Origin of the sequence: Mariniflexile sp. (assembly GCF_041583155.1) — a bacterium.
GTDB lineage: Bacteria > Bacteroidota > Bacteroidia > Flavobacteriales > Flavobacteriaceae > Mariniflexile.
The window spans coordinates 44,221-66,023 of sequence record NZ_JBFHGK010000002.1; the positions used below are offsets into that span (position 1 = coordinate 44,221).

Annotated in this window: 20 protein-coding genes; 13 read left to right on the forward strand and 7 right to left on the reverse strand. The window is 31.4% G+C overall.

Annotated elements, in window-relative coordinates:
- Window positions 1-171 precede the first annotated feature (171 nt).
- The 5 genes from ABYI63_RS01070 to ABYI63_RS01090 all read left to right on the forward strand — a co-directional run bounded on the left by ABYI63_RS01070 (window position 172) and on the right by ABYI63_RS01090 (window position 6,494).
- Complete coding sequence (locus tag ABYI63_RS01070) at window positions 172-813, forward strand: NADPH-dependent F420 reductase (protein ID WP_372752514.1); 642 nt, start codon at window positions 172-174, stop codon at window positions 811-813.
- A 132-nt stretch (window positions 814-945) separates the two neighbouring features.
- The gene (locus ABYI63_RS01075; protein WP_372752516.1) at window positions 946-2,766 is read left to right on the forward strand and encodes an SLC13 family permease; all 1,821 of its coding nucleotides are present in this window, start codon (window positions 946-948) and stop codon (window positions 2,764-2,766) included.
- Window positions 2,767-2,925: 159 nt separating this feature from the next.
- Window positions 2,926-3,261 carry a hypothetical protein gene (locus ABYI63_RS01080; RefSeq protein WP_372752518.1) on the forward strand — a complete coding sequence of 112 codons (336 nt, stop codon included), beginning with the start codon at window positions 2,926-2,928 and terminating at the stop codon, window positions 3,259-3,261.
- Between the two features lie 182 nt (window positions 3,262-3,443).
- Window positions 3,444-3,890, forward strand: coding sequence for a response regulator (locus ABYI63_RS01085; RefSeq protein WP_372752519.1), 447 nt, complete (start codon window positions 3,444-3,446; stop codon window positions 3,888-3,890).
- A gap of 111 nt (window positions 3,891-4,001) precedes the next feature.
- Complete coding sequence (locus ABYI63_RS01090) at window positions 4,002-6,494, forward strand: PAS domain-containing protein (protein WP_372752521.1); 2,493 nt, start codon at window positions 4,002-4,004, stop codon at window positions 6,492-6,494.
- A 540-nt stretch (window positions 6,495-7,034) separates the two neighbouring features.
- On the opposite strand, the gene ABYI63_RS01095 is transcribed toward ABYI63_RS01090, so the two are convergent.
- The 4 genes from ABYI63_RS01095 to ABYI63_RS01110 all read right to left on the reverse strand — a co-directional run bounded on the left by ABYI63_RS01095 (window position 7,035) and on the right by ABYI63_RS01110 (window position 9,198).
- The gene (locus tag ABYI63_RS01095; protein ID WP_372752523.1) at window positions 7,035-7,484 is read right to left on the reverse strand and encodes a response regulator; all 450 of its coding nucleotides are present in this window, start codon (window positions 7,482-7,484) and stop codon (window positions 7,035-7,037) included.
- A 35-nt stretch (window positions 7,485-7,519) separates the two neighbouring features.
- Window positions 7,520-7,945, reverse strand: coding sequence for an OsmC family protein (locus tag ABYI63_RS01100; protein WP_372752525.1), 426 nt, complete (start codon window positions 7,943-7,945; stop codon window positions 7,520-7,522).
- A gap of 31 nt (window positions 7,946-7,976) precedes the next feature.
- Window positions 7,977-8,153 carry a lmo0937 family membrane protein gene (locus ABYI63_RS01105; RefSeq protein WP_372752527.1) on the reverse strand — a complete coding sequence of 59 codons (177 nt, stop codon included), beginning with the start codon at window positions 8,151-8,153 and terminating at the stop codon, window positions 7,977-7,979.
- Between the two features lie 154 nt (window positions 8,154-8,307).
- The gene (locus ABYI63_RS01110; protein ID WP_372752529.1) at window positions 8,308-9,198 is read right to left on the reverse strand and encodes a YihY/virulence factor BrkB family protein; all 891 of its coding nucleotides are present in this window, start codon (window positions 9,196-9,198) and stop codon (window positions 8,308-8,310) included.
- Window positions 9,199-9,475: 277 nt separating this feature from the next.
- On the opposite strand from ABYI63_RS01110, the gene ABYI63_RS01115 reads away from it, so the two are divergent.
- The 3 genes from ABYI63_RS01115 (at window position 9,476) to ABYI63_RS01125 (ending at window position 11,397) form a co-directional block, all read left to right on the forward strand.
- On the forward strand, window positions 9,476-9,616 hold the full coding sequence (locus ABYI63_RS01115; protein ID WP_372752531.1) for a hypothetical protein: 141 nt from the start codon (window positions 9,476-9,478) through the stop codon (window positions 9,614-9,616).
- 57 nt (window positions 9,617-9,673) lie between these two features.
- Window positions 9,674-10,690: a helix-turn-helix domain-containing protein gene (locus ABYI63_RS01120; RefSeq protein ID WP_372752533.1), complete on the forward strand. Its 1,017-nt coding sequence runs from the start codon at window positions 9,674-9,676 to the stop codon at window positions 10,688-10,690.
- A gap of 545 nt (window positions 10,691-11,235) precedes the next feature.
- Window positions 11,236-11,397 carry a DUF1328 family protein gene (locus ABYI63_RS01125; RefSeq protein WP_372752535.1) on the forward strand — a complete coding sequence of 54 codons (162 nt, stop codon included), beginning with the start codon at window positions 11,236-11,238 and terminating at the stop codon, window positions 11,395-11,397.
- Window positions 11,398-11,592: 195 nt separating this feature from the next.
- On the opposite strand, the gene ABYI63_RS01130 is transcribed toward ABYI63_RS01125, so the two are convergent.
- Entirely contained in the window at window positions 11,593-13,155 is a 1,563-nt protein-coding gene (locus ABYI63_RS01130; protein WP_372752537.1) for a hypothetical protein, read from the reverse strand.
- A gap of 21 nt (window positions 13,156-13,176) precedes the next feature.
- Window positions 13,177-13,566, reverse strand: coding sequence for an arsenate reductase family protein (locus tag ABYI63_RS01135; protein ID WP_372752539.1), 390 nt, complete (start codon window positions 13,564-13,566; stop codon window positions 13,177-13,179).
- Window positions 13,567-13,818: 252 nt separating this feature from the next.
- Between ABYI63_RS01135 and cls the strand changes: the two genes are divergently transcribed.
- Entirely contained in the window at window positions 13,819-15,240 is a 1,422-nt protein-coding gene (cls, locus tag ABYI63_RS01140; protein ID WP_372752541.1) for a cardiolipin synthase, read from the forward strand.
- Between the two features lie 59 nt (window positions 15,241-15,299).
- Complete coding sequence (locus tag ABYI63_RS01145) at window positions 15,300-15,872, forward strand: hypothetical protein (RefSeq protein ID WP_372752543.1); 573 nt, start codon at window positions 15,300-15,302, stop codon at window positions 15,870-15,872.
- 4 nt (window positions 15,873-15,876) lie between these two features.
- Here ABYI63_RS01145 and ABYI63_RS01150 read toward each other — a convergent pair whose 3' ends face one another.
- Window positions 15,877-17,397 (reverse strand): GH3 auxin-responsive promoter family protein, encoded by a 1,521-nt coding sequence (locus ABYI63_RS01150; RefSeq protein WP_372752545.1) that lies wholly within the window; start codon window positions 17,395-17,397, stop codon window positions 15,877-15,879.
- Between the two features lie 305 nt (window positions 17,398-17,702).
- Between ABYI63_RS01150 and ABYI63_RS01155 the strand changes: the two genes are divergently transcribed.
- The 3 genes from ABYI63_RS01155 (at window position 17,703) to gndA (ending at window position 21,730) form a co-directional block, all read left to right on the forward strand.
- The gene (locus ABYI63_RS01155; protein WP_372752547.1) at window positions 17,703-18,230 is read left to right on the forward strand and encodes a hypothetical protein; all 528 of its coding nucleotides are present in this window, start codon (window positions 17,703-17,705) and stop codon (window positions 18,228-18,230) included.
- Between the two features lie 529 nt (window positions 18,231-18,759).
- The gene (locus ABYI63_RS01160) at window positions 18,760-19,824 is read left to right on the forward strand and encodes a polysaccharide lyase family 7 protein (RefSeq protein ID WP_372752549.1); all 1,065 of its coding nucleotides are present in this window, start codon (window positions 18,760-18,762) and stop codon (window positions 19,822-19,824) included.
- A gap of 22 nt (window positions 19,825-19,846) precedes the next feature.
- Complete coding sequence (gene gndA, locus ABYI63_RS01165) at window positions 19,847-21,730, forward strand: NADP-dependent phosphogluconate dehydrogenase (protein ID WP_372752551.1); 1,884 nt, start codon at window positions 19,847-19,849, stop codon at window positions 21,728-21,730.
- The last annotated feature ends 73 nt before the right edge of the window (window positions 21,731-21,803 follow it).

A 21,803-nucleotide genomic window follows, 5' to 3' on the forward strand; every position in this document is an offset into this window, starting at 1 on the left:
TTAATGTTTTAATCTATTGCGTTAATAATCGTTTGGTTTCGGTTAAACTTTAAATGTTAAATTGGATAATTTCCATCTGCCTTATTATAATGTTGTTAGTGTTTATACTTTACTAACAGCATACTGTAATATGGTATCAAAATAAAGAGTTTAATTTTTAAAAGAATTGTTATGAAAATTGGAATAATAGGTAGTGGAAACATAGGAGGTAATTTAGGAACGCATTGGAGTAAGGTAGGGCATGAAGTGATTTTTAGCTCCAGGAACCCAAATGAGTTGAATGATTTGGTCCTTGAAGCCGGAGCTAATGCTAAAGCGGCAAGTTTGGCCGAAGCTTTTAAAGCTAATGCAGATGTGTATTTATTAGCAGTACCATTTAAAGCTATAGATGAAATTGCAGAACTATATGCAGGTGAGTATAGCAATAAAGTTATTATTGATGCTACTAATCCGTACCCAGAAAGAGACGGGGCCATTGCGCAAAGCGTACTCGACGCCAATTTTAATTCCTCGGAATATACAGCCATGAAATTTGGTACAGCCAAAACTGTAAAGGCGTTTAACAGTATTTTTGCCAAGGTATTAAAAGAACACGCATTTAGTAATACCAAAAGGATAGCAATTCCTTTTGCAGCTCAGGATCAGGAAGGGCGGACTGTAGGTAAGCAATTGATAGAAGATATTGGGTTTGATGCTTTGTATATAGGAGGTTTAAGCGACACTCGAATTATGGATCCGGGTCAAGCCTTATTTGGTAAGGCTTTAAAAAAATCGGATTTACAGGATTTAGTAAATTCTACTAAAGTTTCTTAGTCAGAACACATTACAAGGTTGTTTATTTTGTTATCGTGTAGGTAATCGGCATGCATGCGTACTTAATATTTGCTTTTTCATTAAGATGAAAGTTGCATTCTTTAAATAGTTAACACAATTCATAATTTATAAATGGAAAGCGAAATTATATTAATGTTTTCGGTGCTATTGGTTACCATAGTGCTTTTTGTTTTCGAGGTTTTTTCTATAGACAAAATAGCCTTTTTCATTATTGTGTCACTCATCTTATTAGGATTAGTAACACCAGAAGAAGGTATAAGTGGATTTTCTAATCCAGCAACTATAGCGGTATTAGCCCTCATGATACTCGCCATCGCCATGGAAGAGAATGGAGTAATTCAATGGTTAACTTCCGGTATGGGTAAGGTTAAATCCTTACCTCTTTATATAATGGCGCCTATTTTTATGTTTGTAACAGCAGGTATTTCGGCTTTTATAAGTACAACCGCAGTGGTAATTGTATTTATAAAAATTATTAATCAACTTGCAGATAAATATAAAATTCCTCAATCTAAGCTCTTGTTGCCCATTTCATTTGCAGGTATTTTGGGAGGATCCTGTACCTTAATGGGAACTTCTACAAATTTGATTGTGAATGCGGTATCAAAAGATTTAGGAGCCGAGAGTCTTGGTTTTTTTGAATTTTCTGTTTTAGGCCTTATTTTCTTAGGTGTTTCCGTACTTTATATGACCCTGTCTTTGCACTGGTTGCCTTGGGATAAAACAAAAAATTTAGGTAAAGATTATGAAATAGATAATTATTTAACCAAAGTTAGTATTAATCCTGATTCTGAATTAATTGGAAAAAAAATACAGGATAGCTTTTTATTTGAAAATCCCGAAATTTCGTTGTTACAACTTATTCGTAATAATAGAGTTCATAATTCTCCAGGGAAATACATTACATTAAAAGAAGGTGATGAGTTACTATTATTGTGTAACCTGGAAAATTTGGCTAGGATTAAAACCTCAGAAAATTTAAGTGTTTATGAAGATAAAAAAACGGAAGCAATAGTGGATGAAAACGAGGGGGTTACTGACGTAAAAAATGAATTAGATGAACATGTTTTTGTAGAAATCTTAATGCTGCCGGGAGCTTCATTATTAGGTAAAACGATGGGGAGTTTACGTAGTTTTATGCTTCAAGATGCTATTCCTTTAGCCATTAAAAAAAGAAAAACACTTATTAACCTGAAAGAACGCATGGTGCGAAGCAGTATGAACCGTCTGGTTTTAAAAGCAGGCGATCGATTGTTGGTTGAGGTTTCAAAAGAAAAGCTACCTGGCTTACAAAGCATGGAAAATGTAGTGATCTTGCAGGAATTCGATAAAGTAGGCGTTAACTCTAAGTTTAAAAGAAACTTTTCCTTAGCCGTTCTTATTTTAGTAATTTTTCTGGCAGCCATGGGCTTTTTATCAATTATGGTTAGTGCTTTAACTGGGGTATGCCTATTATTACTAACAAAAAACCTAGAATTAAATACTGTTTACAAGAAAGTAAACTGGCAAATATTTTTTCTTCTTGCGGGTATGATTCCTTTAGGTTTTGCTATGCATAATACAGGTACAGATGTTTGGGTTTCAGATCAGTTATTAGGATTTTTATCCAACCAGCCAGACTATATTATTATTGGGACCCTTTTTTTAGTCACTATGTTTTTAAGTGGTGTGGTTAGTAATAATGCCACGGCTATTATCATGACGCCTGTTGCTATCTCGGTGGCGCAGGGTATGAACCTAGATTTTAAGCCATTTATTCTAGCTATTATGTTTGCAGCTAATTTTAGTTTTTTTACACCAATGGGTTATCAAACTAATACCTTAATTTACGGTATAGGGAATTATCGCTTTAAACATTTTTTAATAATAGGTGGCCTGCTTAGTTTAATTCTATGGCTTTTGGCAACTTTTCTGCTAACTAGGATGTTATGATTATTTATTGGGAATAGATAGTTTGAAAATAGATGAATTCAATTTAAGTGATTGCGTTAAAATAGAATTTAATAGGGTTAAGTTTATTAAAATTAAACTGTCATATTTGAAACACCAATTAAGGCTTTTAACTTATTAGCAATATTAAAAATTAATGAAATGGAGAATGAATTTGCAAAACACGAGAAAGATTACATTAAGTTATATCAAAATAAGGGATTTACAGCTAATTTTCATTACCAAAATGAAAAATTAGTGAATAATGAAACTAAAAACGAGTATAAACCAAATGATATTTTTATCGTAGCGGAGCATAGGTATGAAGGCATGAGCGATCCATCCGATATGTCCATACTCTATGTAATTAAAACGAGTAAAAATGAGAAAGGAACGCTTCTGCTTGGTTACGGACCAAGTGCCGATTTGGAACTTGCTGAATTTTTCAAAAAAGTACCTAAAGAAAATGTTTCTAAAGATGAGGCTATTATTAATTAAAGCTCTTTAAATTAACCTACTAATTAGGTGAAATAGATAATTTTTGCGACGTCGTTAACTGGAAAAGTATTTGTCTTTTTCATTTTAATTTACAATGCTATATTCAGATTAATGTAAGGTTTTTGAATTATTTGTATAATAAACAATATATTGTAGTAACTTTACAAGAAATCCCTTACTTAATGAACAACACAATTTATAATATAGTATTAGTAGATGACGATGAAGATGATAGAATGCTATTTAGTGAAGCATTAGAGGAAATTTCATTGAAAACATCCTTATCTCTTTTTAAACACGGACAAGAGTTATTGGACTACCTTTTTCAACCTAATATTCAACTTCCAAGTTTAATTTTTTTAGATATTAATATGCCTATAGTAAATGGTATGCAGTGTTTAACCGAGATTCGAAGCAAACCAGAATTAAAAGATCTGTTTATTGCTATGTATTCCACTTCGTCTTCAGATAAAGATATTGAAGAATCTTTTCAAAAAGGCGCCAATATTTATATTAATAAGCCCAGCTGTTTTATAAAATTATGTGAAATTGTTGAGAAAACTTTAAAAATTAATTTCATAAACCACGCATCTCAATTAAATAAAGAAAATTTTATATTTCGCGTTTAGCCCTATATGAGTTTTAAGCATTTATATACTTCAACAAAAACCTATATCGTTCTATTGTTTGTTGCAGTAATGCTGTTGTTAGTTACTACTAGCATTACTTACAGACAGATAATGAATACACAAAAATCTGCGGAAATGGTGGTACATACCCTGCAGGTTTATAATGCTATTGGTAATCTTACAAATCATTATTCTAAAGCCCAATCGGAAGAATTTAGGAAAGATTTAATTCATAATGAATCATCAGATGAAATTTTTGAAGCCTATAAACAGGAAGGTAAATCAATATTAGATTCTTTAAAGGTGCTTACACAAGATAATAGCGTACATGCCATACGTATTAAACCGTTAAATACCCTATTAAATAGTTTATACAACCAACTTACTTATCTTAAAGATACAAGCTCTCTACAAGGTTTGGATGCCTTAAATAATGATCAGGAATATAGATTAAAAATTAATAAAACACTTAATGACATTAAAGTTATTAAGGAAAGAATGCTCGCGGATGAAGAGCATTTAATGAAAGAGCGAAAAGTTAATTATAGTTTTTACAAATCCTTAACACCTAGTATGTTGTTGGTTTTAGGATTTTTTGCTTTATCGGTGTTTTTAATCTCCTTTTTTAGAATCTACACTAATAAATTGAAGGTTAGAAAATCGGAAGCATTTTTAAAAAATGTTTTAGCTACAACAGATAACATTGTAAATTACTATGAACCTGTTTTCAATAATTCTAAAGAAATTATAGATTTTAAAATTGTATTCGCCAACGATTGTAATCGCGATTACTTAGGTTTGGAACCCGAAGCGCTTGTTGGGGAAACTGTTTTAAATGCACATCCTTTACATAGCTCCAAAATAGCATTGGAAGAACTTATTACGTCTTATAATGAAAATATTAAGGTGGTTTTTGATAGACAAATAGATGTTGAGGGTAAAAAAATGTGGTTTCATTCTTTAGTAACACCACTTGCCGAAGGGGTACTTTTAACCTCACGTAATTCTACAGCCGAAGAAGAAGCTAAGGAAAAGGAACTGAATTTTATAAAACAACTAGAAAATCAGAATTTAAAATTATTAGATAACCGCGCCTTATTAACTAACATTTTTAAAAGCATTTCACATATTGTAATGAGTTTTAAAAGTATTAGAACAAAAGAAGGAAAAATTATAGATTTCGAAGTTTTATTTGTTAATGATAAAATAAGTCCGCTTACAGGAGATCTTCCCGATAATTTAAAGAATAAAAAAATGTCGGAAGTGTTCCCAACTACTTTTAAATCTGGGGTTTTTGAAAATTTAGTTGAAGCTGTTGAAACGGATAAACCCGTTAATTATGAGACCCCATTTACAAAAGATGGTACTTTAAGATGGTTTAGAGCTACAGCCATTAAATTAGGAGACGGGGTAACCGTAACAACTCGAGATGTTACTGAGGATAAAGAAAAAGCTAATCAATTAATTAATTTGAATGAAGAGCTTATTATACAAAACTCTATCTTAACAGGAGCTGAACGTATAGCTAAAATTGGCAATTTTATTTGGCATATGGAAAGCGGTGAATCTGAAATTTCAGATAATTTTTATGAAATGTTGGGTTGTAGGCCAAAAGAATTTGATTCTAATTTTGAAACTTATAGATCGTTTGTACACCCAGAAGATTTAGAAGAGTATGATAGAATTGGAGCAGAAACAATATCAGAACGTAAAATTACCGAGCACACATATAGAATAATTACCAAACAGGGTGTTGTAAAGTATTTTAAAACGAATGGACAATTTATTACTAAAAATGGTAAGGAGATAATGATTGGCGTTGTGCAGGATGTAACCGAAACCATCGTTGCTGAAGAAAAATTGCTGGAGAGTAACTTAGAATTAAAAAATAAAAATGCAGAATTGGAATCTTTCAACCGTGTAGCCAGTCACGATTTACAAGAACCACTTCGTAAAATCCAGTTGTTTGCCTTAAGAATTCAGGATAATGAAGCTGAAAATTTTTCGGATAGAAGTAAAGATTATTTCAGTAAAGTAATTAAGGCGGTCAACCGAATGCAATCACTTATTGAGAATTTGTTGGCGTACTCTAAGATTAACATTACAAAAGATGAGTTTGAAACTATAGACTTAAACCAGCTTTTAGATAAAGTTCAGGAGGATATAACCACTAGTATTCAAAGTTCTAACGCAACCATAACAGCAGATAGGCTTCCGGAAATAAAGGGTGTAACTTTCCAAATTGAACAGTTGTTTACTAATTTGCTTACAAATGCTATTAAGTACAGAAAAGAGGACGAATCACCTATACTTCAGATTAAATACAGCAAAATATTAGCAACAGATTTATCGAACTTAAACGCAAAGGATTATAAATATTACCATAAAATAGCTTTTAAGGATAACGGTATTGGGTTTAAGCAGCAATACGCCGATAAGATTTTTGAAGTATTTCAGCGTTTGCACCAAAAAACCGAATATTCCGGTACAGGAATTGGGTTAGCAATCTGTAAAAAAATTCTAGAAAACCACAATGGTTACATAACCGCTTTTGGAACAGAAGCTGTAGGTTCTGAATTTGTAATATACTTCCCTGTACAATAAATCAATTAAGTCTTTTCTTTTAATAAGTTTTTTTAAACTACTGATAAATAATGTAATGCGTTAATTTTTTTTGCATTTGAGAAAATTAAATTTCCTATAATCTTATAACTTGGGAATAATAGTTTAATCTTAAAATAAAGAATATGATACGTAGTTATGAAAGTTGTATAGCGGCCTGCCAGCAATGTATAATAGATTGTCAAAAATGTCTTTCTGCTATGCTGGGCAAGGAAAGTAAAAATGAATGTCCAAGTTGTTGTATGCTTTGTGTAGAAGCTTGTTTGGTTTGCATTAAATTTATGATAGCCGATAGTTATTTTGCGAAAAAGTATTGTGGTTTATGCGCCGAAATTTGTGAGTGGTGTGCGGAGCAATGTAAACAACATGATAATGAACACTGCCAAGCTTGTGCGGCCTCTTGCGTTGCCTGTGCACAAGAGTGTCGTATACATATGGCTTAAACCTAGGTAAAGTAAGGGTTGATTTTGATAAAGCATGGAGGTTTGATTATTCATCATTTTACACGTTTAAAGTGTATCGTTATGTAATAATCATAAACTCCATTGTTTCGTGCGAAGTATTATTATGGGTATTGGCAATGTAATTTAAACTTTTTTGAAGTAAACTTTTAAGTTTTGAAAATGAATTAGGTTTCATTAGGTACCAATTAGCACCATTACTTTTTAGTCTGTCAGTCATCACTTCATCAATGTAAGTTGAATAAATAATAACTGGAATATGTGCTAAAAAAGATTCGTTTCTAATGTCAGATAAACATTCTTCTCCGTTCATAAGAGGCATATTTAAATCTAAATAGATAGCATCTGGCAAGGGTTTATTTTTCATTAAAAGATGCTCCATAAGTGTTACACCATTATCGAAATCTTTAATTTTAACGTTCATATTTAACTCATCTAATGCTTCTTTGAAAAGCATGCGATCTTCATTGTCATCATCTGCGAGATATATTAAAAGTGATTTTTGTAACATAATGTGAGAGAAAATGTTTTGGGTGAGTAATTTATTTAATCTATAGTATTATCTAAATTAGCATCAAGAGTAATAGTTAAAGCTTTATACGCTTTGCTAACCGGACAATTTTCCTTTGCACCTTGGGCTATTTTTTGAAATTCTTCTTCTGAAATATTAGGAATTTTTGCAGTAACGTTAAGATCAGATTTTGTGATTATCCCATCTTCCATGATAATAAAACATTTGGTTTCCAATACCTCGGGAATGAAGTCTGCTTTCGTTAAATCGGCACTAAATTGCATCGTAAAACACCCGGCATGTGCTGCCGCCATGAGTTCTTCCGGATTAGAACCAGTACCATTCTCAAATCGACTGTTGTAAGAGTATTGCATGTTATTTAAGGCCTTGCTTTCAGACATTAAATATCCTTTTCCTTCTTTTACTGTACCGCTCCAAACGGCTGTTGTATATCGTTTCATTTTATAGATTATTTATAAAAATATTGTTTTTCTAAGATTTATCAGATGATTTTCGCCCAGACATTATATTGTAAATTATTACAATTAGGGCAATTACCAATAAAAAATGAATTAATACTCCAGTGGCTATACCAGCAATAAAACCAAAAACGCCTAATATCCAAACGAATATTAAAATAGCAGCTGTAAACCAAAGAATGCATTTCATAATTTTATTTTTTTGGTGAATATTCCTTCCAAAGTATTGGATAAAATTATGTTTAAACCAGTCAAACTATTAACTCATTTAAAAAGAATTTTTAGCCCAATCAAAAAAGTGAATAATATAAACAGTTTATTTTTGAAGTTTAATATTTTTAAAATTAGCTGTCGGTTATCAAATAGTTATCCGAGTAAATTTTGGTGAATTGTGCTCCGTAAAACAAGATTAAACTGGAATACGACGTCCAAAGCATTACAATAATAATGGATCCGGCGGCACCGTATGTAGAACCCGGTTCTGTTTTTCCAAAATAATAGGACAGAACGTATTTTCCTAAGATAAATAAAAAGGCGGTTAACGCAGCACCAACACGCACAGCCTTCCATCTGATATGTTTACTTGGCAGATATTTAAACATAGCCGCAAACAAAATGTAAATAAATACCAGGGAAATTAATATATCGGTTAGATAAGCTAAACCTACAATCTCGGATGAAAATAAACTGGAAATTCTGTTAGCAAATGCAGTTAGGAGAGCCGTGAGTGCAAAACTAATAAGTAAAAGAAACCCGAAAATTAATATAAATCCAAAACTTTTGGCTCTTCCAATTAACGTAGAAATAAATTCATTGGAATAGTTTGGTTCAATTTCCCAAATTTCATCTAAAACATTTTGTAACTGATAAAATACACCAGTGGCACCGTACAATAAAACGCCAATACCTAATAATGTGGCAAATATGGATGTGGGTTGGTCTCCTTTTTCAACAATCATATTTAAAATGGCTGTTGCAGTATCGGCACCTAAAGCAGAAGACATTTCGGCATGCAACTCACCTCGCACGAGTTCTCTTTCCCAAATGGTTCCAACTAAATTTAGAATAATAATGAGTAAAGCAGGAAGCGATAGTATTGCATAATATGCCACTACGGCTCCTAATTTAAAAGGTTCTTTAGCAATCCATGATTTATAGGTGTTAACTAACAGACTCGGTAGGTGAGTTAGTTTGAATGTAACATTTTCGTGTGTAGTGGGAGCTTTGTTCTTCATGAAAAATATTTTTTCAAAATAAGGTGATTTTAGCCAATAGATTTAATCGTATTAATAAAACTATTAACCTCATTAGTATTAAAGATATAAATCTATCTAACTAATATTTAGGTTGTTTAATAGAAAATTGATGTCAAAAATTCTTAATTTTTTCTTAATAAGTGGCCTGTTATTATAATTATATAAAATAACGAAAAAATTGTGTAACAGTATCCCTACACTATTGTTGCAAATTTGTAAAACAGAAAAGGATCAAGTATAATTTAAACCCACAGCCATGAAAAATTTAAGCTTTAAAACGCCCCAATATGCAATCGTTAAACGCACTTTAAACCTGGAAGAATTTATGTTGAATTATATGACACCGTCCCAAATTCAGAATAGTGATTTGAATCCATTTTCAACTAGTGATAAATAATATAACAACTGTTTTATAGAACCGTGAAGCTTGCAGAATAACTTTAATATTAACATTATGAACACGATATCAATAACTTCAAATAAACTTTCAACAATTTTTGAGCAAATACAAAAGCAATTGGGAGGAGAACTTCAAATTAAATCTAAAGAATGCCGCTTGGAAATTAATAATGAAGTCGCTAAAGGGTTTGTTTCAGGAATATCGGTAGAGCCTGCTATTTCTTATATCGAATATGATATAGTATTAAAAGAAGCTGTAACGCTTACTTATAGGCATGATAATTCTAATTCTGTTCATTTCGGGTATTGTTCCAAAGGTTCTTTGATGCAAAGTTTTGGAAAAAATGGAGAAAGAAATAAACTGGAGCAATTTCAAACGGGTATTTTTTCAAATTCAGCAAAAAACAAAACCTATCTATTTTTCGAAAAAAACGAAGAAGTTAAGGTATCTATGATTACGGTAGATGTTTTGTCTGTTTCCGATAAAGAATTAAAAAATCATTTACAAAACACCTTTTTAATTAATCAGGAGAACAATCAGCTTGCTTATATAGGGTCATTGAATTTAAAAATTTCAGAAAAAATAGAGCATCTTAACAGTATAAATCAAAAAGGATTGATTAGGAATTTGCTAATTAATAGTACTGTATACCTAATATTAGCCTTAGAGTTAGAACAGCATAAAGATGATTTGATGAATGCTGAAAACAGCCTAAGTTCTTTATCGCAATCGGATATGGAAGCCTTAAGGGACATTTCAGAATTTATTAGAAACTATCCGGAAATTCAATATAGTTTAAAATATTTAAGCAAAAAATCCGGTTTATCTCCTATAAAATTACAAGAAGGATTTAAAATTATGCACAACAGAACCGTAACCGATTTTATAAGAAATGTTAGGGTGGAAGCTGCCGAAAATTTAATAAGAACATCAGAACTTAATATTTCAGAAATAGTATATACTATTGGACTTACCAGTAGAAGTTACTTTTCTAAAATTTTTAAAGCCAAGTATAATTGTAGTCCTAAACACTATCAGAATAGTCAGAACAGATTAGCAATTACAGCTTAATACGGATTTCATTTTAACCTAGGCCCTGTTTTTTTTTGATAGGGTTATATCGTTGAATTTTAATAATTATTTGGAATTGATTTAGTCATTTTGAAAACGAATCAAAAATAAATATACGGAATACATCAACTTATTTTGATTATGTAAAAAACAAAAAAGATGATATTAAACATAGTAATAGGAGTTTTATTAGGATATATTATTTTCAAAGTTTTAGAATTACTGGTGCCAAAAATAAACATCAAAGAACAGAATGAACCTATATATAGAGATCTTAAGGTTAGGTCGAATAAAAATATTGAAGATTTACATTAATTATTTTATCAATGTAAGTAGTTAGAGAGGAAGAGAGAAAAATATGTTTATTTTTCTCTCTTTTTTTCTGTAATCATGAAATATTTAGTTGATTTTAAATGTTTTAGGGTTAACATCTAAACCGTTTGCGTTAATGATACTTTTAGTTATTTGTTAAATTTGATATATAAGGAAGTGCTTATTGTTAGAGACAATAATACACTTTAAATACTAACTTAAAAATAGAAATTATGTTACGCTGGACAATTACATTTATCATTTTAGCAATTATAGCAGGGGTATTAGGTTTTGGAGGTATCGCGGCTGGTGCTGCTAGCATCGCAAAAGTGCTGTTTTTTATATTTCTAGTACTCTTTATTTTTTCATTAATTACCGGAAGAAAAAAGATTTAATCGTATGGTAATACAAAATTTGGTTGGTTTTTACTGATTGAATTATACAATATAAAATTGAATGGGGATTTGATTTTAGCCGCTAAAAAGGAGAGGTAGATCTTTATTTTTAGCGGTTTTCTTTTTTAATGTGTAATCTTTTAAAGGCTTTCTCAATTAAGTTGAAAGAAAAGTAATTTATAGAGTCACTCAAACTCATTTTTTCTGATTTCCATTGCCTGTAAGAGTGCTTATAACGCCATTTTTAATGTTTATCCATAAATAGTTAAAAAAGGATTTGGTAGCATCTCGTTCTGCTTCAATAGCTCCATGTCTAAAGCCTTCAGGATCTGTTTTAGAGCCATCACTTATAAAAAGGTTTCCTATTGTAGTTAGTACCTTATTTATTTTAAAACTATTTTGGCGTAGTATCTTAAACTCAAAATCCTCATATTTCATTTTCATTTCTCCTTTAGCTTCTAAAGTGTTACCATAAAATGTAAAAAACATTTGTTGAAGTGTACCTTCAGCCAAAGCATTCAAATTAGGTTTAAAAAAAGGATTTAAAAGGTTAGCTTGTAAATTATTTATGGAACCCGATACCTCAAATGCATCGGTGGTATTATTTACATCAAAACGCCATTGGAGTTCTAGAGGTGCTGTTCCCATAAGTTTTGAATGTATGTTTATTTCTGTTGTATCGGCATTTTTATGGTTGCTTATCTGGTTTATTGTGGCATCAACCTGGTTAAAAAATAATTCACCTGCATTTTTATCTTTTTCAACTAATTCAGCATAAGAAATATAGCCGTTTTTTATTTCGGTTTTTTTGATTGCTAAATTAATATCTAAGTTTCTTAAAGATTTACTATACAGTGGTTTTACAGTTAAATCATCTGGTAATAATTTATCTCTGTAAACTTTTAATTTTGGATTAATTATTTCCGCTGAAGTTATAACAATACCAAAACGGTTTTCAAAAAAATTAAAATCTACGTTGTTTAAAAATACTTTTGGAATGTTTAAAATAATATGATCGCGCTCCTTCTTTAAATGTTGAGACAAAGCTGTTTTGCTGTATTTGGGTACAATTTGTAAATTTTCTAATTTCCAGGTATCTTTATTTAAGTTTAACTGGCTTATTTTAAATGTTTCATAATTAGAATTTCCTAAAATGACGTTTCTGGCTTTTAAATCGTAAGCCTTAAAGGAGAAAGGTTTATTAACATTAGGTTTTAAATCTATTTTAATTTCTGAAACTTTTAAATTCAAAGATTCCGCAGAAGATTTAATACGGTCGGTTTTAGCATCAAAAATTGTTATGCCACCATTTACAATGTTTAACTCGTTAAATTCAATGTCTTTAATTCCCTTTTTTTTAGGCTTAGCTTTCTGTTTGTTAGGTTTTGATTTTCTGTCAGGATAAAAACGGATTTTTGGTTCTTTTAAAACAATTTTAGATAGGGAAAGGGTTTCATTAAACAGTAAATCCGAGTATTTAAGGCTTCTTAAGTCGAGACTTTTTAATTCTAAAAAAGTATGATGTTTAAGAGAATCGGTACTTTTAATTTTAATAATAGCATCATGTAAAGTAACATTGCCAAATAGGATGTTAATGTTTAAATCAGCATGTTTTAATTCCAATTCAGAAGGAAGTTTTTGTGATAAAAAGTCCTCAACGTAGTTTTTTGCCCACCACTGTAAAAGGAAATAACTAAGTGTAAAGAAACCTATTAAAAACAAAAATAGACTAATCTTTTTTCCCTTTAGAATGGTCATAAATTAGAATTAATGAAATGTTTACTTGTTTTTGGAATCCGGATCCATATACTTAACAAAATCGGAAGGAGAATGAATGGCAACAATTTTATCAGCCATAATTACCACTGGAAATGCTAATGTTTCGGGATGGTTTTCTAGTATACGAAGCCAATCGTGTTGGTCTAAATCAATCGCTTTATTCCCATATTGGTTAACAAAATCTGGGTGATCTCTATTTATTAACTTATTAATTTCAATATCCAGGCCATCAGCTATTTCTACCCAATGGCTACCGGGTACTTTGGTCTTAGAAACATCAATAGCTAATACTTTTTTTTCGGATGAAACAACATAGGCATAAGTTTGTTTTCCTATTGACGTTTCAGAACTGTAGTATAACTTAATTTGATTATCCTTGGTTGCTATCATGCCCATATGTTTAAATTCTTTAAAGGTATTATACAAATAACGAGTATATTACACTAAAAAATTAACACAATCGCTTTTGATTATAACCCAAAAAGAAGCAAGTGATTGGGTTAGTTTTTAAATCAATTAAGTCTATGGTTTGGTAATTTTAGTATTTAATTTGATATTAATTATTAAATCGATACCGTTGTTGGGACTCAAAAAAGTATATGGCCTTGCTGATATCTTGTTACTATTCTAGCTTTTTTTGAAATGAATAAAGTGCTAATCATATTATATTTTGCTATAAACCTATGGGCCATATACAGTGTCATTATGTATGGTTCGAGAGCAACAAAATCTTTAAGTTGGGTATTTACCATCATGGTATTTCCATTTGCAGGTGCTTTGTTATACTACCTGTTTGGGGTTAATCGACGAAAATTTAAATTTTTCAGATTGAAAAGATCTCAAAAGGAAAATCTGTATAATGTTGAAGTAGAGCAAGAATTGCGAGATAGGTTTGAAAGTAAGTTTACTTCCGAAAAATCTAAAAAACTATCTAAACTAATTCTTAATACTACGTATTTGTACGCTTCAGAAGGTAATAATGTTAAAATTCTTAATAATGGTGATGAAGCTTTTGGTGCTATTTTTAAGGCAATTGAAAATGCAAAAAAGTTTATCCATGTACAATATTATATTTTTGAAAATGGTGATTTACAAGATAGATTTTATGAATTGTTTAAAACCAAAATAAAAGAAGGCGTAGTGATAAGAATGATTTATGATTCGTTTGGTAGTTTCTCCTTTAGCGGAAAATTAAAGAAGCGTTTTCGGAGTATTGGAGTAAAAACCTATCCAGTTATGCCATTGCGTTTTGGCAACTTGCTTTTTACTTTAAATTATAGAAATCATCGTAAAATAATCATTGTTGATGGAACCATTGGTTTTACCGGAGGTTTTAATATTTCAGATAAATATATAAAACCAATATCAACCTTAGGGGTATGGAAAGATTTACATGTTAAGTTAGAAGGACCTGTTGTTAATAGTTTACACCGCGTTTTTATAAAGGATTATCATTTTTCTAGTAAAAAAAGAATGCTTTTGGAACCTAAGTATCTTCCGAAGCCCAAAAAAGTTGGTTATTCGTCGGTTCAAATAGTTACTAGTGGGCCAGATTCCAATCAACCCGCCATCATGCAGCAGTATATTGCCATGATAAGCTTAGCTGAAAATAATATTTTTATAGCAAACCCTTATTTTATTCCGGGCAGTGCGGTGTTACAAGCATTGGTAATTGCAGCACAAAGTGGGATTGAAGTTAATTTGTTGGTTCCTAAAAGAGGCGATTCCGTATTGGCAACTTATTCTATGTTTTCAAATTTTGAGGAATTCTTATCAGTAGGTATCAACGTGTTTGTTAGAGATTGTTTTTCGCATAGTAAAGTTATTATTATAGATAATGAAATTGCTTCTGTAGGTTCTGGAAATTTTGATCAAAGGAGTTTTGAGCATAATTTTGAAACCAATGCTGTTATTTACGATAAAACCATAACGAAAGAGATATTAGATGAGTTTAATAAAGAATGTGACAATGCAGTAAAATTGAATTATGATGCGTTTAAAAACAGATCTAAATCTCAAAAATTTATAGAAGGGCTTGCTAAATTTTTTAGTCCATTATTATAAAGCCAATTGTGATGAAAAATTATTTCATTTTAGTATTAATCTTTTTAAAATTATATTCTTTGAGTGCACAACATATTTATCCAAATTCTATTGAAAATGAAGTTAAAACGGCTTTATCACATTATCCTGAATTAAAGGATGTTCCGATAGAGTTTAAGTTTAAGAGTAAAATTAAAAAATCGACTATGCAGGCACAGCCCGATTTTTGGAGTGTTTTTAGTTCACCATCAAAGCGTAAATATAAAATTCTGATAAGTGAAAATTTTAAAATTTCAGACACCGTTTATTATACAAAAAACATTCCGTCCAAGGTGTTAATAGGTTGGTTGGGTCATGAGTTGGGTCATGTTATGGATTATCAAAACAGAAGCGGATTAAACCTAATAGGATTTGGTTTGGGTTACCTATTTTCAGAAAATGCTTTAAAAAAGGCGGAGCGCATTGCAGATACTTATGCTGTAGCTCATGGTATGGAACACTACATTCTGGCAACCAAGAATTTTATTCTTAATGAAGCGGGGTTTCCTGAAATTTATACAAATAGAATCAAACGATTCTATTTATCGCCTGAGGAAATAATGCTTTTAGTTGAAGAGCGAGAAGATAGAGCAGCACTTTCAAACACAGAGTAGGTGATTATTTATTCGCAATAAATGTTTCCCATTCAGCAAATTTTTCTTCATTCATAACACGTTCCATTTTTACTTGTCCGCCTTTCTTTTTATTCGCAGCATTCCAATCGTAAAACAGCTCTGGTGAAATGGTTTTTACTTTCACCCCTTTTAAAGCTTTTGATCTTGCTACACGGTAATTTTTGTTGGCTTGTTTTAAAAACTCGTCTAAAGCATCTGCCATCGCATCTGCTTCAACAGTATCTTCTGTTCCAAAGTACCAGCTATGATAAAATTCCTCATTAAAACGTTTTGCCGCAATGGTGTATTCCTTAATTTTTATATTAAAATGTTCTTCTAAATGTTTAACGGCATCATCTAGTTTGTTAACCGAGAGTTGAGAGCCTACTGTGTTTAAGAAAAATTTAGTGCGTCCCGTAATTTTTATTTCTGCACGCTCTAAATCGGTAAATTCAATTGTGTCACCAATAATATATCTCCACGTACCAGAAACTGTACTAATTAAAAGAACATAGTCTTGGTTTAGTTCCACTTCTTCTATGGTTAGCGAAGGAGCATTTGCAACTAATGAACCATCTTGATTTATGAATTCAGGTTTAAACGGAACAAATTCAAAGTATATGCCCCCATCTGTTACCAGTTGCATGGCATCAGTTTCAGGTCTGGCTTGGAAGGCAATGAAACCTTCGGAAGCAAGGTAAGTGTCAATTATAGTAATGGGTCTACCTAACAGGGCGTTAAAACTTTTCTCATAAGGACCAAAAGCCACGCCGCCAGAGGTGTAAACTTCTAAGTTAGGCCAAATATCATGTATATTCTTGGCTTTATTATAGGTTATCACTTCATTAAGCATTAATTCAATCCAAGAAGGTATACCACTTATGGCTCCAATATCCCAATCTTTGGCTTTTTTTGCAATTTTTCTAACGCGTTCATCCCAATCGTCTATTTTTGCGATTTTTTCCCCAGGTTTATAGTAACCTCTAAACCACGAAGGTATATTATGGGCACTTATTCCACTAATTTCACCTTCTAAATGGTCTTTTTTTTCAATTAAATCTGTGGAACTTCCTAGCATTAAAATACCTTTATCAAAGAATGAAGCAGGTAAATCAAAATGACTTAAAGCAATAATTTGAGCAATACCTGCAGATTTTATGTTTTCAATCATCGCATCAGTAACAGGAATTCGTTTGCTAGTTTTTCCTGTAGTTCCAGAACTTAATGCATAATAATTTGGGTTTTCTGGCCAAGTAACGTTGGTTTGGCCTTCGTGAAGTTTACACCACCATTCATCATTTATTTTATTATAATCAAAGTATGGTACCTTATTAGAATAGCTTTTTTGAATATCTTCGGACTCCAATATTTCTTCAAAATTATAAAACTTACCAAATGCGGTGTTTTTAGCTTCAGTTAATAATTTATTCAATACTTCTTTTTGGTTTTTCGCCGGACTGTTTTCTGGTGTTAACTGATCGGTAATATCTATAACTCCTTTAATAATGTTTCCTATAATATTCATAATGTTGGATTCTAAATGAATTTTGTGGTTTCAATTGGCTATCCAAATGACACCAAATCTCTTGATATAAAAGTAAATAGGGTACAAACTAAAAATGTGCTGTATTGAGATTTTGATTGACTTCAAAAGAAAATAGTCTTTTAAATCAATTATGAGAATAAAGGTTTAATTAAAAAATGGAAATTCTATAATATAAGTAAAATATGTTGTAAATATTTAATAAACAGTGTGTCGCATATTTGCATACCTGCTATTTATTATAGTTTCAAAATATTATTTAATCAATGATAATTCAATAAATTACCATGAAGCAACCAATACAATTTCTAGTTCTTATTTGTTTATTTATTTATAGTAATCTTTCAATAGCCCAACAAAGTGTAGATGGTTATAATAGAAATTTTAAGTTTGGAGTAGGGCTTAATGGCGGCTTGCCTTTAAATGACCCGTACAATTATGTGTTAGGGGCTGATGCTAGATTACAATATAATATTTCGAGTGCGTATTCCTTGTGTTTTACAGCTGGATATAATAATTTATTTGTGAAAGACGGAGATGACTTTGGATATATTCCCGTAAAGGTAGGTTATAAAACATTTTTATTTGCTAATGAGTTTTATGTTATGGGCGAATTAGGCGGTGCTTTTTCAATAACAAAAGAATATAAGGAAAACTCCATGCTTTTTTGTCCTAGTGTTGGTTATGCTACCAAATATGTGGATATTAGTTTGCGATATGAATTTTTAAAAGATTTTCCCATGATAAAAGATGGAGTGGCTGATACGGGACTAGCACAATTAATGGTACGTTTGGCTTATGGCTTTGGTTTGTAGCTACACTTCTTCAAACACCCTCTAATTAATACTAAAATAAATGGGTAACTATTACTTGGTTTTTGTAAATAATTTAGAGCTCACTTTTCTTCTAATAATGGTGTCACTTTTTTAAATAAGAATGCCACATTTTTTTTAAAATCAAACTTTCTTTCAATTTCTTTTCCGGTGACTTTCTTCAGTCAACCTCGATTATATCATTAAGAATTAGGTTATTTTCCTCAATAATTCTGATGATTTTATTGTTTTCTAGAATAAATTATACACCTTTATTTAATTATAAAACGTCTTTTGAAGCTGTTGTTTTAGGATTTTTTAACATCAATTGTAAAAAATATTTTAATACTAAGTAAATAATGTTATATTTGGTAAACCAAATTGGCGCACCAATATTAGTATTGATTTAAGATGTCATTTAATTGTTTGAAATATTTTCTTGTAAAATCTTCAAATTCTTTAAATGTTAATTGATTAAGCAGTATCTTAATGCTCCAATTGAAGAAACTAAACAACAACTAAACTAACTATAATGAACACCAAAACCATCAAGTCCGTAAGGCTATCTTTTTTATTGGTTGGCATGGCCTTTTTACTTAATAGCTGCTTTAATTCAGCTAAAAAAACGGAAACAACTGAAGAAAAAGCCAAAGTTTACCCAAGTGATGTAATTCCAATTATGGAACAATTCAGTATTCTTTGTGGAGATGGTACAAGTTTTAAAGATTTAATAAAAAAGGAACATAAAGATTTTTTCTATGTTACTAATGATGGCGTTACGGATTGGGTAGTTTATAAAACACCAAATTCAGGCATTACTTCTCGCACATCAAGCAATACAAGAACAGAATTAGGTCAAACCGAAACCTGGACGCCCGAAGAAGGAGGCAAATTAACTGGAACCTTAAAAGTACAGCATGTGTCAACGTCAGGTGATGCTCGGGTTGCTGCATCGTATTCGGTAGTAGTTGGACAAATACACGGTAAAGAAGGGCATGAAAATGAACCTCTTAAAATTTTCTATAAAAAATTCCCAGGGCATAAAAAAGGCTCGGTGTTTTGGAATTATGAAATAAATACAGCGGGAGATGATAACTCAGGTAGATGGGATTTTTCAACTGCTGTTTGGGGGTATGATATGTCTGTTGTAGGTACAAGTCCGGATACATATCCCGCAGAACCAGAAGAGGGTATTGCTTTAGGTGAAGAATTTAGTTATGAAATAAATGTTTATGAAGGTATTATGTATCTTACATTTAAAAGTAAAGGCCACGAAACAAAAACCTTCACGAAAAACTTACTAAAATCTGATTTTTCAACAAAGGAAGCGATTCCTCAACAAATTTGGGACTTATACGCGGCCATTGGTCGAGATGGTGTTGAACGTGAGAATGCTTATGCCGGAGAAATTCAAAATTTTAAACAAGGAGCTTATAACCAAACCAATGGAAAGAATCCTGAAGAAAATATTGTTTGGTACACAGGTTCAGAAACTTATAATGGAGATATAGAAAAACAATATGCCAATGGCTGTTACGCAGAAGTTTGGTTTAAAGATGCTTCTATTGGGCCTGGTTCTGCACCTAATAAACAGTAATACAGTTTAATTCAAAATTAATATGAATTTAAACAATGTAATATTTGTAATGGGTGTTTCTGGCTGCGGCAAGAGTACAATAGGCAAGATACTGTCTCAAAAACTTAATATGCCGTTTTTTGACGGGGACGATTTTCATCCACAATCAAATATAGACAAAATGAGTAGTGGCATTCCCCTGAATGATGAAGATCGTTACGGTTGGTTGCGAACGCTTAATGAATTGGCAAAGAAGCAATTGCAAGACAAAAGCTGTGTTATAGTGTGTTCTGCTTTAAAAAAATCTTATCGAGATATTTTAAGTTCCGACATTCAAAATCAGGTTAAATGGGTTCATTTAGCAGGAAGTTTTCATCAAATTTTGGAGCGATTAAAAAAGAGAGAAAATCATTTTATGTCGCCAGATTTATTACAATCTCAGTTTGATACTTTAGAACAACCAAAGGAAGCTTTGGAAATAAATATTGGTTTAAAACCAGAAGAAATCGTTGAAATAATTACAAAGGAATTACAAATGAAATCAGAATTTGGACTATTTGGATTAGGAGTAATGGGAAAGAGTTTAAGTAGAAACTTAGCTCAAAAAGGATTTAAAATTTCAATTTTTAATCGTGAAGCTAAAGGCACAGAGGAAGATGTGGCAATCAAATTTAAAGAAGCACATAAAGAACTTGAAACTTCACAGCCATTTTCAGATATCGAAGCTTTTGTGAATTCTTTGCAAACACCTAGAAGAATCATGCTTATGGTGAATGCTGGTAAAATTACAGATATGGTAATTGAAGATTTAATTCCTTTTTTATCAGATGGCGATATTCTGATTGATGGTGGTAATTCAAATTATTTAAAAACTAAAGAACGTTATGATTACTTAAAATCAAAGCACATTCACTTTATAGGTGTTGGTGTTTCTGGAGGTGAGCAAGGTGCATTAAAAGGGCCTTCAATTATGCCAGGAGGAAACAAGGACATTTATAATTTGGTACAACCTTATTTGGAAAGCATAGCAGCTAAAGATGCCAATAATTTACCTTGTTGTACTTATATAGGAGAAGAGGGCAGTGGGCATTTTGTGAAAATGGTACATAATGGTATAGAATATGTAGAAATGCAACTGTTGGCAGAGGTTTATACGATTTTGAAAACCACGGGAAAGAATCCAGATCAAATTGCTGATATTTTAGAATCATGGAAACCAAAAGCCGATAGTTATTTATTAGGAATTACTATTGAAGTTTTAAGGAAAAAAGATGGAAATGATTGGTTAGTTAATAAAATAGTAGATAAAGCAGGTAATAAAGGAACTGGAAACTGGACTACAATTGCCACAGCCGAATTAGGTGCTCCTAGTACATTAATTGCTTCGGCATTATTTGCAAGATACACTTCATTTTATAAGGAAGAACGCGTTCAGGCAAGTGAAAACTTTAATATTGTGCCTTCTTCTTTTAGTTTAGATACCGAAGATGTTTTAAAGGCCTATCAATTTGCCAGAATTATTAATCATTATCAAGGTCTTAAATTAATTTCAGAAGCAGGAAAGGCTTATAGATGGACTTTAAATTTAAGTGAAATTGCTAGAATCTGGACCAACGGATGCATTATTAAATCCGATTTCATGGTAGCGTTAATTTCAGTTTTAAAGGTTGATGATAATATTCTAAAAGATAAAACTATTATTGAAAAGGTTAAAGATTTAAAGCCATCCATTAACAAATTAGTTTCTCAATGTATTATAAATGAATTGCCTGTGCCTTGTTTAAGTGAGTCTGTTATTTTTTTTAATGGGTACACAACAGCTAATTCATCAGCAAATATTATTCAAGCACAACGGGATTATTTTGGAGCGCACACCTATCAAAGAACCGATGATGTTACCGGGAAATTTCACCACACCAATTGGTAGCGCAAGAGTGAACAGATAAGTGTTGGCTTCTCAAGATGTAAAAGCTATTGTACAACTCAAAAAATTACAAGTA